This is a genomic window from Pantoea brenneri (assembly GCF_038594305.1).
Taxonomy (GTDB): Bacteria; Pseudomonadota; Gammaproteobacteria; order Enterobacterales; family Enterobacteriaceae; genus Pantoea; species Pantoea brenneri.
In genome coordinates this window covers 1-14,033 of the sequence record NZ_JBCGBG010000001.1, presented here as the reverse complement: position 1 = coordinate 14,033, position 14,033 = coordinate 1, and the positions used below count along the sequence as shown (strand labels likewise).

11 protein-coding genes and 2 rRNA genes are annotated in these 14,033 nt (G+C 56.6%); 9 read left to right on the top strand and 4 right to left on the bottom strand.

The features are described 5' to 3' along the window. Nucleotides 1–49 precede the first annotated feature (49 nt). From AABB92_RS00070 to emrB, 4 genes are all read left to right on the top strand, one after another. Nucleotides 50–1,237, top strand: a complete 1,188-nt coding sequence (locus tag AABB92_RS00070; protein ID WP_031376454.1) for an MFS transporter — start codon at nucleotides 50–52, stop codon at nucleotides 1,235–1,237. A 307-nt stretch (nucleotides 1,238–1,544) separates the two neighbouring features. Then, entirely contained in the window at nucleotides 1,545–2,075 is a 531-nt protein-coding gene (mprA, locus tag AABB92_RS00065) for a transcriptional repressor MprA (protein ID WP_031376453.1), read from the top strand. Between the two features lie 150 nt (nucleotides 2,076–2,225). Then, entirely contained in the window at nucleotides 2,226–3,398 is a 1,173-nt protein-coding gene (gene emrA / locus AABB92_RS00060; protein WP_031376452.1) for a multidrug efflux MFS transporter periplasmic adaptor subunit EmrA, read from the top strand. A gap of 16 nt (nucleotides 3,399–3,414) precedes the next feature. Beyond that, a complete protein-coding gene (gene emrB, locus AABB92_RS00055) occupies nucleotides 3,415–4,950 on the top strand; it encodes a multidrug efflux MFS transporter permease subunit EmrB (protein WP_031376451.1) in 1,536 nt (511 codons plus the stop codon). Nucleotides 4,951–4,988: 38 nt separating this feature from the next. Here emrB and AABB92_RS00050 read toward each other — a convergent pair whose 3' ends face one another. Next, nucleotides 4,989–6,170, bottom strand: coding sequence for a tRNA/rRNA methyltransferase (locus AABB92_RS00050; RefSeq protein WP_031376450.1), 1,182 nt, complete (start codon nucleotides 6,168–6,170; stop codon nucleotides 4,989–4,991). Between the two features lie 158 nt (nucleotides 6,171–6,328). Between AABB92_RS00050 and trxC the strand changes: the two genes are divergently transcribed. The 5 genes from trxC (at nucleotide 6,329) to AABB92_RS00020 (ending at nucleotide 12,119) form a co-directional block, all read left to right on the top strand. Further along, the gene (trxC, locus tag AABB92_RS00045; RefSeq protein ID WP_031376449.1) at nucleotides 6,329–6,748 is read left to right on the top strand and encodes a thioredoxin TrxC; all 420 of its coding nucleotides are present in this window, start codon (nucleotides 6,329–6,331) and stop codon (nucleotides 6,746–6,748) included. A gap of 81 nt (nucleotides 6,749–6,829) precedes the next feature. Continuing rightward, nucleotides 6,830–7,507, top strand: a complete 678-nt coding sequence (locus AABB92_RS00040; RefSeq protein WP_046288155.1) for a tRNA-uridine aminocarboxypropyltransferase — start codon at nucleotides 6,830–6,832, stop codon at nucleotides 7,505–7,507. Between the two features lie 137 nt (nucleotides 7,508–7,644). Further along, entirely contained in the window at nucleotides 7,645–10,302 is a 2,658-nt protein-coding gene (locus AABB92_RS00035; RefSeq protein ID WP_031376448.1) for a bifunctional acetate--CoA ligase family protein/GNAT family N-acetyltransferase, read from the top strand. 117 nt (nucleotides 10,303–10,419) lie between these two features. Beyond that, the gene (pssA, locus tag AABB92_RS00025) at nucleotides 10,420–11,775 is read left to right on the top strand and encodes a CDP-diacylglycerol--serine O-phosphatidyltransferase (RefSeq protein ID WP_031376447.1); all 1,356 of its coding nucleotides are present in this window, start codon (nucleotides 10,420–10,422) and stop codon (nucleotides 11,773–11,775) included. Between the two features lie 26 nt (nucleotides 11,776–11,801). Beyond that, nucleotides 11,802–12,119: a YfiM family lipoprotein gene (locus AABB92_RS00020; RefSeq protein WP_031376446.1), complete on the top strand. Its 318-nt coding sequence runs from the start codon at nucleotides 11,802–11,804 to the stop codon at nucleotides 12,117–12,119. 20 nt (nucleotides 12,120–12,139) lie between these two features. Here the strand turns inward: AABB92_RS00020 and AABB92_RS00015 are convergent, their stop codons facing one another. The 3 genes from AABB92_RS00015 to AABB92_RS00005 form a co-directional block, all read right to left on the bottom strand. Further along, nucleotides 12,140–13,429 (bottom strand): MFS family transporter, encoded by a 1,290-nt coding sequence (locus AABB92_RS00015; RefSeq protein ID WP_031376445.1) that lies wholly within the window; start codon nucleotides 13,427–13,429, stop codon nucleotides 12,140–12,142. Between the two features lie 267 nt (nucleotides 13,430–13,696). Continuing rightward, nucleotides 13,697–13,812 (bottom strand): 5S ribosomal RNA (gene rrf, locus AABB92_RS00010). Between the two features lie 136 nt (nucleotides 13,813–13,948). Continuing rightward, nucleotides 13,949–14,033 (bottom strand): 23S ribosomal RNA (locus tag AABB92_RS00005); the annotation flags it as partial.

Here is a 14,033-nt window from a genome sequence, read left to right as displayed (position 1 = left end):
TTTTGAGTTATTATTAACCTCTTATGATTATTAGCTGCCGTTGTTGTTTATGAATGCATCCCGTCAGGGTCTGACGCCTGCTTTAGTATTGTTGATGTCGGTAGCCACCGGGCTGTCCGTTGCCAGCAATTACTACGTTCAGCCCTTGCTCAGTACCATTGCTAACCAGTTCGATCTCTCAGTCAGCCTCGCCGGTTTTATCGTTACCACCGCGCAACTGGGCTATGCCTGTGGATTACTGCTGCTGGTGCCGCTCGGTGACCGATTCGAACGACGCAGCCTGATCGTGACCATGATCCTGCTGGCTGCGGCGGGTATGGTCATTATCGCCCTCTCCCGCTCTTTCCTGTTTTTGCTGCTCGGTACGCTGATGACCGGTCTGTTCTCGGTGGCGGCGCAAATTCTGGTGCCGCTGGCAGCAACGCTAGCTGAGCCGGAGCGGCGCGGCAAAATTGTCGGCACGGTAATGAGCGGGCTGCTGCTGGGTATTCTGCTGGCGCGCACCGTCTCTGGCGGGCTGGCGCAACTTGGCGGCTGGCGTACGGTCTACTGGACCGCCAGCCTGTTAATGGCCGTGATGGCGCTGGCGTTGTGGCGCTTCCTGCCGCGCGTCAGCGTGTCGGTGACGATGAGTTACCGTCAGCTGCTGGCGTCGATTTTCAGGCTCTACGCCGGTAATCGGGTGATCCGTACCCGCGCCTGGACCGGCTGCCTCTCGTTTGCCAACTTCAGCCTGCTCTGGACCTCGATGGCCTTTTTGCTTTCAGCCGCGCCTTATCACTTTTCAGAGGGCGAAATTGGTCTGCTGGGACTGGTGGGTGCCGCCGGCGCGCTGGCAGCCCGTCAGGCGGGTTCGCTGGCAGATAAAGGTAAAGCGAAGCTCACTACCCGCGTCGGTTTGCTGATTATGCTGCTGTCGTGGATCGCGATTGCCCTCGGTGCCCACTCTCTTGCGGCCCTGATCGTCGGCATTCTGCTGCTGGATCTGGCGGTGCAGGCGGTACATATCACCAATCAAAGTGTGATTTATGCCCAGATGCCGGACGCGCGTAACCGCCTTAATGCCGGTTACATGACCAGCTATTTTATTGGCGGCGCAGCGGGTTCGCTGCTTTCCGCTACCGCCTACCATCTGTCCGGCTGGTACGGCGTATGTAGCGCAGGCGCTGTCCTGACGCTGATTAACCTGTTGATTTGGTTTAACGGACAGCAGTATGAGCAAGCGAAAATGAGCTGAAGCGCAGGCCGGACAGCTGATTGAGTCTGGTCACATATGGTTAGGTTTGTTATGGTTAGTGATAAACCTATTCACTTCAGTTATTTTTCCTCGCGAAATTATTAAATTCGACACCTTTTCTTGATCACGTCCCGGCGCATTCGCTGTCGCCGGGCGTACGGGTTTTTTAACCCAGGGCCACGGATTGGCCTGGAATCGCCAGATGGTGGCAGCGTGACCGTAGCCCTACTCACCTGCCGAAAATGTGACTACGCTTAATCTGTCACCATAGTTATTATACAAGTTGCAATTAGTGAGGTTTTTTTTAATGGAAAGTTCGTTTACTCCCATTGAGCAGATGCTAAACATCCGTGCCAATCGCCATAAGGATTTTCCGTTACAGGAAATTATCCTGACGCGTCTCTGTATGCACATGCAGGGTAAACTGCTGGACAACCGCAACAAGATGCTGAAGGCACAGGGAATCAACGAAACCCTGTTCATGGCATTGATTACGCTGGATGCACAGGAGAACCAGAGTATTCAGCCGTCAGAGCTGAGCTCCGCCCTGGGGTCATCACGTACCAACGCGACACGCATTGCTGATGAGCTGGAAAAACGCGGCTGGATCGAGCGTCGTGAAAGCGATCATGACCGCCGCTGTCTGCACCTGCACCTGACCGAAAAAGGCAATGAGTTCTTACGTCAGCTGCTGCCGCCTCAGCACCAGAGCCTGCAATATCTCTGGTCGTCACTGTCGGTCGATGAGAAGTCCCAGCTGGAAGGTATCACCCGTAAGTTACTTAACCGCCTCGATAAAATGGACGAAGATCAGTTGATCGCCTCGCTGTCCCGCTAATAGCAAGAAGTGCGACACAATCACCTGTCGAAACCGTTATTTTAATTTCCTTTTTTATCCGGCCAGCGCTCAGTCGCTGGCTTTTTCGACTCGGGCACTTGCGGGAATGGATTGCTGCATCCCGACTAAATGGAAAACGTGGAGAAAGACATGAGTGCAACGGCAGAAGCACAAAGCCCGCAACCGTCAGCTAACAAAAAGAAGAAGCGCAAAGGTGTGCTCATCGTGCTGGCGCTGATCTTTGTGCTGATTGGGATTGCCTGGGGCGTCTACTGGTTCCTGGTGCTGCGCCATTTTCAGGAGACCGATGACGCTTACGTTGCAGGTAACCAGGTTCAGGTGATGGCACAGGTTTCCGGTAGCGTGAACAAAGTCTGGTTTGAAGATACCGACTTCGTTAAAAAAGGCGATGTGCTGGTTTCGCTGGATAAAACCGATGCGGAACAGGCGTTTGAAAAAGCACAGACCGCACTGGCCACCAGCGTACGTCAGACGCATCAGCTGATGATTAACGCGAAGCAGTATCAGGCCACTATCACCTTACGTCAGACGGCGCTGGCTCAGGCAGAAGCGGATCTGAAGCGCCGTGAGCCGCTGGGTGCCTCGAATCTGATTGGCCGTGAAGAGTTACAGCACGCCCGTGATGCCGTGGCTTCTGCCAAAGCTGAGCTGGACGTGGCGGTACAGCAATACAACGCCAATCAGGCGATGATCCTCAATACCTCGCTGGAGAACCAGCCAGCGGTTAAACAGAGCGCCGCTGAACTGCGTGACGCCTGGCTGGCGCTGCAGCGTACTGAGATCCGCAGCCCGATGGACGGTTTTGTCTCACGTCGTAGCGTGCAGGTAGGTTCGCAAATCTCCACCAGCACACCGCTGCTGGCGGTGGTGCCGGCGACCAATCTGTGGATCGACGCCAACTTTAAAGAGACCCAGCTGGCGGGCGTGCGCATCGGCCAACCGGCCACGGTGGTGGCTGATATCTACGGCGACGACGTGGTTTATCATGGCAAAGTGGTCGGGTTAGATATGGGCACCGGCAGCGCGTTCTCGCTGCTGCCAGCCCAGAACGCCACCGGTAACTGGATCAAAGTGGTTCAGCGTCTGCCGGTTCGTATCGAGCTTAACCCGCAGGATATCGAGAAGCATCCGCTGCGTATTGGTCTGTCGACGCTGGTGAAAATCGATACCACCAGCACAGAGGGCAGCACCCTGGCGACCAGCGTGCGTCAGCAGGCGGCTTACAGCAGCAATGCGCTGGCGATTGACCTTGCACCGGTCAATCAGCTGATCACCGATATCGTCCGCGCCAACGCCGGATGATGACGCGGAGGCTGTAATGGCACAAAAACCGCTTGAAGGGATGCCGCTGGTCTTAATGACCATTGCGCTGTCGCTGGCGACGTTCATGCAGGTCCTGGACTCGACCATCGCCAACGTGGCCATCCCCACTATCGCCGGTAACCTCGGTGCCTCGAACTCGCAGGGCACCTGGGTAATCACCTCGTTTGGCGTCGCCAACGCCATTTCGATTCCGATTACCGGCTGGCTGGCAAAACGCATCGGTGAAGTGAAGTTGTTCACCTGGGCTACCATTCTGTTTGCCATCGCCTCGTGGGCGTGCGGCATGTCAGACAGCCTTGAGATGCTGATTTTCTTCCGCGTGCTGCAGGGGATCGTTGCCGGTCCGCTGATCCCGCTGTCGCAAAGTCTGCTGCTGAGCAACTATCCTCCGGCCAAACGCAGTATCGCTCTGTCGCTATGGGCGATGACGGTGATTGTGGCCCCGATCTGCGGCCCGATACTCGGCGGCTGGATCAGTGATAACTATCACTGGGGCTGGATCTTCTTCATCAACGTGCCGATTGGCGCGGTGGTGGTGATGCTGACGCTGCAAACCCTGCGTGGCCGGGAAACCAAAACTGAAATCCGTCCGATCGATATGGTCGGACTGGTGTTGCTGGTGGTCGGGATTGGCTGCCTGCAGGTGATGCTGGACCGCGGTAAGGAGCTGGACTGGTTCAGTTCCACCGAGATCATCGTTCTGGCGGTGGTGGCAGTGATTGCACTGGCGGTGCTGCTGGTGTGGGAGCTGACCGACGACCACCCGATTGTCGATCTGTCGCTGTTTAAGTCGCGAAACTTCACCATCGGCTGCTTATCGATCAGTCTGGCTTACATGCTCTACTTCGGCTCGATCGTGCTGTTGCCGCAGCTGCTGCAGGAGGTCTACGGCTACACCGCGACCTGGGCCGGACTGGCCTCGGCACCGGTGGGGATTTTGCCGGTGATCCTGTCGCCAATTATTGGTCGTTTCGCCCATAAACTCGATATGCGGCGGCTGGTCACCTTCAGCTTCATTATGTATGCCGTCTGCTTCTACTGGCGCGCTTACACCTTTGAACCGGGGATGGATTTTGGTGCATCGGCCTGGCCGCAGTTTATTCAGGGCTTTGCGGTGGCCTGCTTCTTTATGCCACTGACCACCATTACGCTGTCAGGCTTAGCACCGGAGCGACTGGCGGCGGCGTCCAGCCTGTCTAACTTTGTCCGTACGCTGGCCGGCTCGATTGGTACCTCGATCACCACGACCATGTGGACCGATCGCGAGTCGATGCATCATAGTTATCTGGCCGAGTCGATTACGCCGTACAACGTTAATTCGCAACAGATGTACAGCCAGCTGGAAAGTATGGGAATGACGCAGCAGCAGGCGTCAGCATATATCGCCCAGCAGATAACCAATCAGGGACTGATTATCTCGGCAAATGAGATTTTCTGGGCGTCGGCGGGGGTGTTCCTGATCCTGCTGATACTGATTTGGTTTGCCCGTCCACCGTTTGGTGCTGGCGGTGGTGGCGGTGGCGCGCACTAATCTCAGACAGCAAAACGGGCCTTTCGGCCCGTTTTTTTTTATGCGTTCTGACGCCACCATTCGGCGAGCAGCACGCCGGTCGCTACCGAAACGTTGAGGCTTTCAACGTTGCCGGTACCACCAATCGACACGCTGATGTCACCCTGCTGAAAGGCGCTGTCAGACAGACCTTCACGTTCCTGACCCAGCACCAGCACCATTTTGGCCGGCAGTTCCGCTTTCGCCAGCGGCGTACCCTGATGGCTGGAGGTCGTCACGATGGTGTAACCGGCTTTACGGAACGCTTCCAGACCTTCACTGAAGGTCGCGCCGCTGATGGCCTGCACGTGTTCCGCACCGCCTTCAGCAGTACGCACCGCTGCACCTGACTCCAGCAGTGAGGCATCGTTGACCAGCAGACCTTTCACGCCGAAATGCGCGCAGCTACGCATGATTGCGCCGAGGTTGTGCGGGTTGCTGACATCTTCCAGCGCCAGCACGCAATCTTTGGCGCTCGCCTGGCTCAGCCATTCTGACACGGCCATACCCATGCGCTTTTTGATCAGGAAGCAGACGCCGCCATGATGCTCAGTGCCGGAGGCTTTGGTGATCTCCGCATCTTCGACCACGTGGTAAGCTTTGCGGTTCGCCGCCAGCCAGCGCAGCGCTTCGCGGAAACGCGGTGTCACCTCCTGAATAAACCAGGCGCGTACAATCGCTTCCGGACGGCTCTGGAACAGTGCCTGACAGGCGTTCTCGCCATAGACGCGCGTCTCTTCCATACGCTGACGACGGATCTGCTCGGGATCGACAAAGCTCTTACCGCTGATGCCACCGTGATCGGGCTTATCACTTTCGGTCGCAGCCGGACGCTCTGACGGGGCACGAGAAACGGTACGCCACGGCGAGTCGCTGTTGCTGAAAGCGCCGCGATTATCCTCTGCGCGCTCGTTGCGGCGGCCTGCACCTTCACCGCTACGGCGTGGCGCACCACGGCCGCCTTCATCGCGACGGGCAGAACCGCTGCGGGCACCGTCATCACTACGACGGCCAGCAGAGCGTCCGCCCTCTTCATTACGTTCAGTGCGGGGGCCAGAAGAACGACGATTATCATCCTGACGGGCAGCGGGACGGCCACCTTTGCCGGTACGAGGATTTGGCGCACCCGCGCTCTTATCATCTTCGCCACGCACGTACATCACTTTGACCTTGCCGCTTTTGCCTTTAAATTCGTCGTTCATATGTTCCTCCTGCATTGAGAGCGCGCAGATTACCTGATGTGCTGGCGCTTAGCTATCAACTATTGAACCTATAGAGCGATCCAGATTGAGAGGGCATTCGCCCCCTTTCATAATGGACAATATTACCAGACTGACACATTCCAATATCAGAGGTTTCTATGAATACGGTATGCGCTTCCTGCCAGGCAACCAATCGCGTTCCGGAAGAACGGCTTGCCGAAGGCGCAAAATGTGGTCGCTGTGGAAATGGATTATTTGATGGCGAAGTGGTGAGCGCGACCGCGACCACCTTAGACAAGTTTCTGCAGGATGATTTGCCGGTGGTCGTCGACTTCTGGGCGCCGTGGTGTGGTCCCTGCGTCAACTTTGCGCCGGTATTTAAAGAGGTTGCCAGCGAACGCAGCGGTAAGGTGCGCTTTATTAAAGTGAATACCGAGGCCGAACCGGCACTCAGCAGCCGTTTTCGCATTCGCAGCATCCCGACCATTATGCTGTTTAAGAACGGTGAGATGGTTGACATGCTGAATGGCGCGATGCCCAAAGCGCCGTTCAACGAGTGGCTGGACGAGTCACTGTAATCCGCTAAGGCCAGCTCTGCTGGCCTTTTCCTTTTCGGCGGCGCTTCGATTACACTGTGGTTTTTCCTGCCCTGAATACTCATGTCTGATAATGCTGTTTTGCGCTTGCGCACCCAACGCCTCGCCCGTGCCACCCGCCCTTTCCTTGCGCGCGGCAATCGCGTGTTACGCTGCCAGGGCTGTCTGCTGCCTGAGAAGAACTGTCTGTGCAGTGATATCGTGCCGCAAACGGCGCGCAGCCGCTTTTGCCTGGTAATGTTTGATACCGAGCCGATGAAGCCGAGTAATACCGGCCGCCTGATTGCCGATATCCTGCCCGATACCCAGGCGTTTGGCTGGTCGCGCACCGAGCCGGATCCGCTGCTGCTCGACGCGGTACGCAATCCTGATTACCAGCCGCTGGTGGTGTTCCCGGCCGCCTATGCCGACGCCGATCGCGAAGTGCTGACCGCGCCGCCTTTGAGCGGTAAACCGCCGCTGTTTATCATGCTGGACGGCACCTGGACCGAAGCGCGCAAAATGTTCCGCAAAAGTCCGTGGCTCGACGCCTTACCGGTGATGTCGCTGACGGTCACCGCCCCGTCGCGCTATACGCTGCGCGAGGCGCACGGCGTTGGCCAGCACTGTACCGCTGAAGTGGCGGCGGCACTGCTGGAGCAGGCAGGCGATAGTCAGGCAGCTCAGGCTTTATCGCGCCATTTTGAACAGTTCCGCGCCGCCTATCTGGCGGGCAAGCCGCATCACGCCCCCTCCACGTAAGCGATGCAGTCAGTCAGCGGGCCGATCGGTTAATCGATCCCTCATAGTGATCCTGATGCTCAGCCTGCGATCTGCCCGAAAGCACTGACGGGAAAAAGCGTTTACAATCACGCAAATCCCGATCTCTGGAGGGCGAGATGAGCCAACGCGGACTGGAAGCGCTGTTAAGACCCAAATCCATTGCGGTAATCGGCGCCTCGGTAACGCCGGGACGTGCCGGTTACTTTATGATGCGCAATCTGCTGGCCGGTGGTTTTAGCGGCCCGGTATTGCCGGTGACGCCGAAATACAAAGCCGTCAGCGGCGTGCTGGCCTGGCCTGATATCGACAGTTTGCCGTTCGCGCCGGACCTGGCCATTATCTGCACCCATTCAAAACGTAATCTGACACTGCTGCAACAACTGGGTGAAAAAGGCTGCAAAGCCTGCATTATTCTCTCCGCTCCCGCCAGCCAGCGGGAAGAACTGCAGGCCTGCGCCAGCCAGTGGCAGATCCGTCTGTTGGGTCCGAACAGCCTTGGGCTGCTGGCACCGTGGCAGGGATTAAACGCCAGCTTCTCGCCGGTACCGATTGCCAAAGGCCGTATTGCCTTCATTTCACAATCCGCCGCCGTCTCCAATACCATTCTTGACTGGGCGCAACAGCGTAACCTGGGCTTTTCCTGGTTTATCGCGCTGGGAGACAGTCTCGACACTGATGTCGATGACCTGCTCGACTTTCTGGCGCGTGACGGTAAAACCAGCGCGATCCTGCTCTATCTTGAACATCTCAGCGATGCCCGGCGCTTTGTTTCCGCCTCGCGTAGCGCGTCACGCAATAAACCGATCCTGGTGATCAAGAGCGGCCGCAGCCGTCAGGCGCAGGCGCTGCTCGGTAGCCACAGCGGGCTGGATGCGGCCTGGGACGCCGCCATTCAGCGTGCTGGCCTGCTGCGGGTGCAGGATACGCATGAACTGTTCTCCGCCGTCGAGTCGCTGAGCCACATGCGGCCGCTGCGTGGTGAGCGATTGATGATCATCAGTAACGGTGCTGCACCCGCCGCGCTGGCGCTGGATGAACTGTATGCGCGTAACGGTAAACTGGCCCAACTCAGCGATGAGATGCGTCAACAGCTGGAAACCCTGCTGCCAGCCGGTGCTGGTCACGGCAACCCACTGGATTTGAAGGATGACGCCACGCCGGACCGTTACGTGGCCTGCGTGGAGTGCCTGCTCGACAGTCATGAGCTTGATGCACTGATGATTATTCATGCGCCGAGCGCGGTGGCACCTGCCACTGAAACCGCCGAGCGTCTGATTGCCGCCATTGCTGCTCATCCGCGCGGTAAGCAAATCACCCTGCTGACTAACTGGAGCGGCGAATTTTCCTCCCAGGCCGCGCGTCGTGCATTTACCCAGGCTGGGATCCCGACCTGGCGCACGCCCGAAGGCACCGTGACGGCATTTATGCATCAGGTCGAATATCGACGCAATCAGAAGCAACTGCGCGAAACGCCTGCCCTGCCGGCCAGCCTGACCCAGGACAGCGCCCATGCCCACCAGCTGTTATCGCAGGCGCTCGACCGCGGCATTACGGCGCTGGATACCCACGAGGTCCAGCCGGTACTGCAGGCCTACGGGCTGGCAACGCTGCCAACCTGGATCGCCAGCGACAGTGCCGCAGCGGTCGCCATCGCCGATCAGATTGGTTATCCGGTGGCGCTGAAGCTGCGCTCGCCGGATATCGCCCATAAATCGGATGTGCAGGGTGTGATGCTTTACCTGCGCAATGCCAGTGAGGTAGCACATGCGGCCGAAGCCATTTTTGATCGGGTCAGGCAGACGCTACCGCAGGCGCGGATTGAAGGCCTGCTGGTGCAAAGCATGGCGAACCGGGCTGGCGCTCAGGAACTGCGGGTGGTGGTGGAACAGGATGCGCTGTTTGGCCCGATCATTATGCTGGGCGAAGGCGGCGTCGAGTGGCAGGCCGATAAACAAGCCGCCGTTGCGCTGCCGCCGCTGAATATGACTCTGGCGCGCTATCTGGTGATTCAGGCAATCAAGAGCGGCAAAATACGCAGCCGCAGCGCCCTGAATCCGCTGGATATTGCCGGCCTCAGCCAGCTGCTGGTGCAGGTTTCCAACCTGGTGGTTGATTGCCCGGAGATTCAGCGGCTGGATATTCATCCGCTGCTGGCGGCGGGCAACGACTTTACGCTGCTGGATGTCACCCTGACGCTGGCACCGTTTCATGGCGATAACGAAGCGCGCCTGGCGATACGTCCCTACCCGCAACATCTGGAGGAGCAGGTTCAGCTCAAGGATGGGCAAACCTGCCTGTTCCGCCCTATCCTGCCCGAAGATGAACCGCTGCTACGTGACTTTATCAGCCAGGTAACCAAAGAAGATCTCTATTACCGTTACTTCAGTGAAATCAGCGAGTTTACGCATGAGGATCTCGCCAATATGACGCAAATCGATTACGACCGTGAGATGGCGATCGTGGCGGTACGTCAGCAGCAGGGACGGTCGGAAATCATTGGCGTGACGCGTGCCATCTCTGATGCTGACAATATTGACGCCGAGTTTTCCGTGCTGGTGCGCTCCGATCTCAAAGGCCTCGGCATGGGCCGACGCTTGCTGGAAAAGATGATCCGCTACACCCGGCATCACGGCTTGCAACAATTGAACGGTATCACTATGCCGCATAATCGCGGCATGATTACCCTGGCGCGCAAACTTAACTTTCATGTTGATATTCAACTGGATGACGGTATTGTCAGCCTCAAACTGTCGCTGCAGGATGCGCTAAGCTAACCTTGTAGAGAAAGGTAAAAAACGCCCGGATCGCGACAGTTGATGTTATTATTTGTCGTTATGACCCTGATTTGATGGCAAAAGGCCATGCAATGAACAGAGAAGAAGTGCACTGTGATGTTGTCTAAATTTAAACGTAATAAACACCAACAACACCTCGCACAGTTGCCGAAACTGTCACAATCCGTTGCGGATGTGTCGACGCTTTACTCGCCTGCTGAATTTCGTCAGACGCTGCTGGAGAAAATCGCGGCAGCGCAGTCCCGTATTTGCATCGCTGCACTTTACCTGGAAAACGACGATGCAGGTCGGGCGGTGATGAACGCCCTGTATGCGGCAAAACAGGCGCGGCCAGCGCTGGATATCTCTATCCTGGTCGACTGGCACCGGGCGCAGCGTGGGCGAATTGGCGCGGCACGCGGCCTGACCAATGCCGACTGGTATTGTGATCTGGCAACCCAACACGCTGATATTGCCATCCCGGTGTATGGCATTCCGGTCAATACCCGGGAAGCGCTGGGCGTGCTGCACCTGAAAGGTTTCATCATTGATGACGAACTGATCTACAGCGGCGCCAGCATCAATGATGTTTATCTGCATCAGCATGATAAATATCGTTATGACCGCTACCAGATTATCCGCAACCCGCAGCTGGCTGACACCATGTACGCGTGGATTAACCTCAACCTGAAGCAGGCTGAGGCCGTCAACCGGCTCGATTTTGCCGAGCGCCCTTCCAGTCCGGAAATCAAAAATGAAACGCGTCAGTTTCGTCAGGATTTGCGCGGCTTCAATTATCAGTTTGAGGGCAATGCCAGTAATGAAGAGCTGGCGGTGACGCCGCTGGTCGGCCTGGGCAAGCATAGCCTGCTCAATAAGACTATCTTCCACCTGATGCCCTGCGCCGAACAGAAACTGACTATCTGTACGCCTTACTTCAACCTGCCGGCCTTACTGGTGCGTAACATTATTCATCTGCTGCGGCAGGGTAAGCAGGTCGAGATCATCGTCGGCGACAAGACCGCCAACGACTTCTATATCGCGCCGGATCAGCCGTTTAAAATTATTGGCGCGCTGCCCTATCTGTATGAGATTAACCTGCGTCGCTTCCTGAGCCGGCTACAGTATTACGTCACCAACGATCAGCTGGTGGTGCGGTTATGGAAAGATGGTGATAACAGCTATCACCTGAAAGGTATGTGGGTGGATGACGAATGGCAGCTGATTACCGGCAATAATCTCAATCCGCGCGCCTGGCGGCTCGATCTGGAAAATGCGGTGTTGATCCACGATCCGCTGCAACAGCTGGCCGATCAACGCGAAAAAGAGCTGACGCTGATTCGCCAGCACACCACAGTGGTGAAGCATTTCCGCGAGCTGGAGAGCATTGCCGATTACCCGGCTAAAGTCCGTAAATTGATACGCCGTCTGCGCCGGATCCGAATCGACCGGTTAATCAGCCGTATTCTTTAATCGTCGCCGCCGACGAGGCATCCGCTATGCGAATTTTGCTGTTTGCAGTGCTGTTGTGTAGTGGATGTGCTCATATGGCAGAGGATCGGTGGACCGGGCGGGATAAAGCACAGCACTTCGTTACCTCTGCTGCCCTGGCCGCAGCAGGAACAGAATACGGTCAGCGTCAGCATCTCTCTACCCGTCAGAGTCATACGCTGGGGATCATATTTTCGCTCAGTCTCGGGGCGGGAAAAGAGTGGTATGACAGCCGCCCGTCAGGGAGCGGCTGGAGCTGGAAAGATTTTGCCTGGGATGCCGCCGGTACCGCCAGCGGCATCGCCTTATGGAACCTTAGCCAGTAAGCCGGTTCAGCCAGTAGCGGTTACAGCCCAATCCCTTTTCCCCGCTTGTGCAGCAATAGCGACACCAAAAAGGCCACCGCGCCCATGGCGGAGACATACCAGAAGAAGGTAGTCTCAATCCCCTGCTGCTTCATCAGTAACGCCACATACTCCGCCGATCCGCCAAAGATGGCATTCGCCACCGCATAAGAGAGTCCTACACCTAATGCCCGCACCTGAGGAGGAAACATTTCTGCCTTCAAAATACCGCTGATGGCGGTGTAGAAACTGGTGATCAGCAGCGCCAGCATAATTAACAGGAACGCAACGCCTGGGCTCTGGACATTTTGCAGCAAGGTCAGAATGGGCACGGTACAGATAGCGGCACCGGCACCAAAAATCATCATTGAAGTGCGACGGCCAATTTTGTCAGACAGCGCACCAATAGCCGGCTGCAGCAACATGAAGACCAGCAGCGCACCGGTCATCAGGCCGCTGGCGGTCTTAGGATCCATTCCCGAGGTGTTGACCAGATACTTTTGCATATAGGTGGTAAAGGTATAGAAGCTCAGCGATCCGCCGGCGGTGAAGCCCAGCACCATCAGGAACGGACGGGTATGATTGCGTAACAGGCCTATCACGCTGCCCGCATCACGGTGCTGACGGCTGCTTTTGTCTGAGGTTTCTTCCAGTGAGCGACGTAACCACAGCGCCACTACGGCCAGCAATGCGCCGAGGAAGAATGGAATGCGCCAGCCCCAGCTGCGCAGCTCTGCATCGCTCAGCACAAACTGCAGCACCACTACCGTCAGCACCGCGGCCAGCTGACCGCCGATTAAGGTGACGTACTGGAATGAGGCGTAAAAACCTTTGCGTCCTTCCAGCGCCACTTCGCTCATGTAGGTTGCGCTGGTGCCATATTCACCGCCAACGGATAATCCCTGAAACATCCGCGCCAGCAGCAGAATGATCGGTGCCGCGATGCCAATGGCGTCATAGCCGGGTAAACAGGCGATCACCAGCGATCCAAAACACATCATGCACACTGAGATCAGCATGGAGCTTTTACGTCCGTGCTTATCACCGATGTAACCGAACAGCCAGCCGCCGATAGGACGCATCAGGAATCCGGCAGCAAAGACGCCGGCCGTCTGTAATAGCTGCGTGGTGGTATCGCCTTGTGGGAAGAAGATGTGGGCAAAATAGAGAGAAAAGAATGAGTAGACGTAGAAATCGAACCACTCGACCAGGTTACCCGATGACGCGCCAACGATAGCCCAGATGCGCTTTTTCGTATCGTCTGTCTGATCTTTATTATTTATGGGTGTCATGCCTTGCCTCTGTTCCTTGCTGATCAACAGCATTTAAAGAAGTGAGTAAAGCATTTAAGTCCACCGGAGGTAAAGGCGGTGTATTCTGAGATTATAAATGTGAGCCACATCGCTAATTGCTGCAAAATCAGCGGGTTGTTCAGAGCAGGATGTCCCCATTGTGCCTGAGTAAGGGGAAGTAAGAATGGCAGACGGGAATGAAAATCAGCGATCTCCAGACGTAAAAAAGCCCCGCACTTTCGTGCGGGGCTTTTTTACTCGTATGATGCCTGGCAGTTCCCTACTCTCGCATGGGGAGACCCCACACTACCATCGGCGCTACGGCGTTTCACTTCTGAGTTCGGCATGGGGTCAGGTGGGACCACCGCGCTACAGCCGCCAGGCAAATCTTGGTGCACGGAACGAATCTTTTACGTCATGAACATACTGCCATGCCGCAGAATCCTTCGTTCCCGCTAATTCTTTAATCCGGTAAACAGGCTGAAAATCTTTCGTCTCTCAAAACGCCTCTGGCGTTGTAAGGTTAAGCCTCACGGGTCATTAGTACCGGTTAGCTCAACGCATCGCTGCGCTTACACATCCGGCCTATCAACGTCGTCGTCTT

Excerpts from the sequence above, each read along its gene's own strand:
- AABB92_RS00050 (WP_031376450.1), bottom strand. The coding sequence starts at position 6,170 with ATGAACGACGAATTTAAAGGCAAAAGCGGCAAGGTCAAAGTGATGTAC.
- mprA (WP_031376453.1), top strand. The coding sequence starts at position 1,545 with ATGGAAAGTTCGTTTACTCCCATTGAGCAGATGCTAAACATCCGTGCC.
- trxC (WP_031376449.1), top strand. The coding sequence starts at position 6,329 with ATGAATACGGTATGCGCTTCCTGCCAGGCAACCAATCGCGTTCCGGAA.
- pssA (WP_031376447.1), top strand. The coding sequence starts at position 10,420 with ATGTTGTCTAAATTTAAACGTAATAAACACCAACAACACCTCGCACAG.
- AABB92_RS00070 (WP_031376454.1), top strand. The coding sequence starts at position 50 with ATGAATGCATCCCGTCAGGGTCTGACGCCTGCTTTAGTATTGTTGATG.
- AABB92_RS00015 (WP_031376445.1), bottom strand. The coding sequence starts at position 13,429 with ATGACACCCATAAATAATAAAGATCAGACAGACGATACGAAAAAGCGC.
- AABB92_RS00040 (WP_046288155.1), top strand. The coding sequence starts at position 6,830 with ATGTCTGATAATGCTGTTTTGCGCTTGCGCACCCAACGCCTCGCCCGT.
- emrA (WP_031376452.1), top strand. The coding sequence starts at position 2,226 with ATGAGTGCAACGGCAGAAGCACAAAGCCCGCAACCGTCAGCTAACAAA.
- AABB92_RS00020 (WP_031376446.1), top strand. The coding sequence starts at position 11,802 with ATGCGAATTTTGCTGTTTGCAGTGCTGTTGTGTAGTGGATGTGCTCAT.
- emrB (WP_031376451.1), top strand. The coding sequence starts at position 3,415 with ATGGCACAAAAACCGCTTGAAGGGATGCCGCTGGTCTTAATGACCATT.
- AABB92_RS00035 (WP_031376448.1), top strand. The coding sequence starts at position 7,645 with ATGAGCCAACGCGGACTGGAAGCGCTGTTAAGACCCAAATCCATTGCG.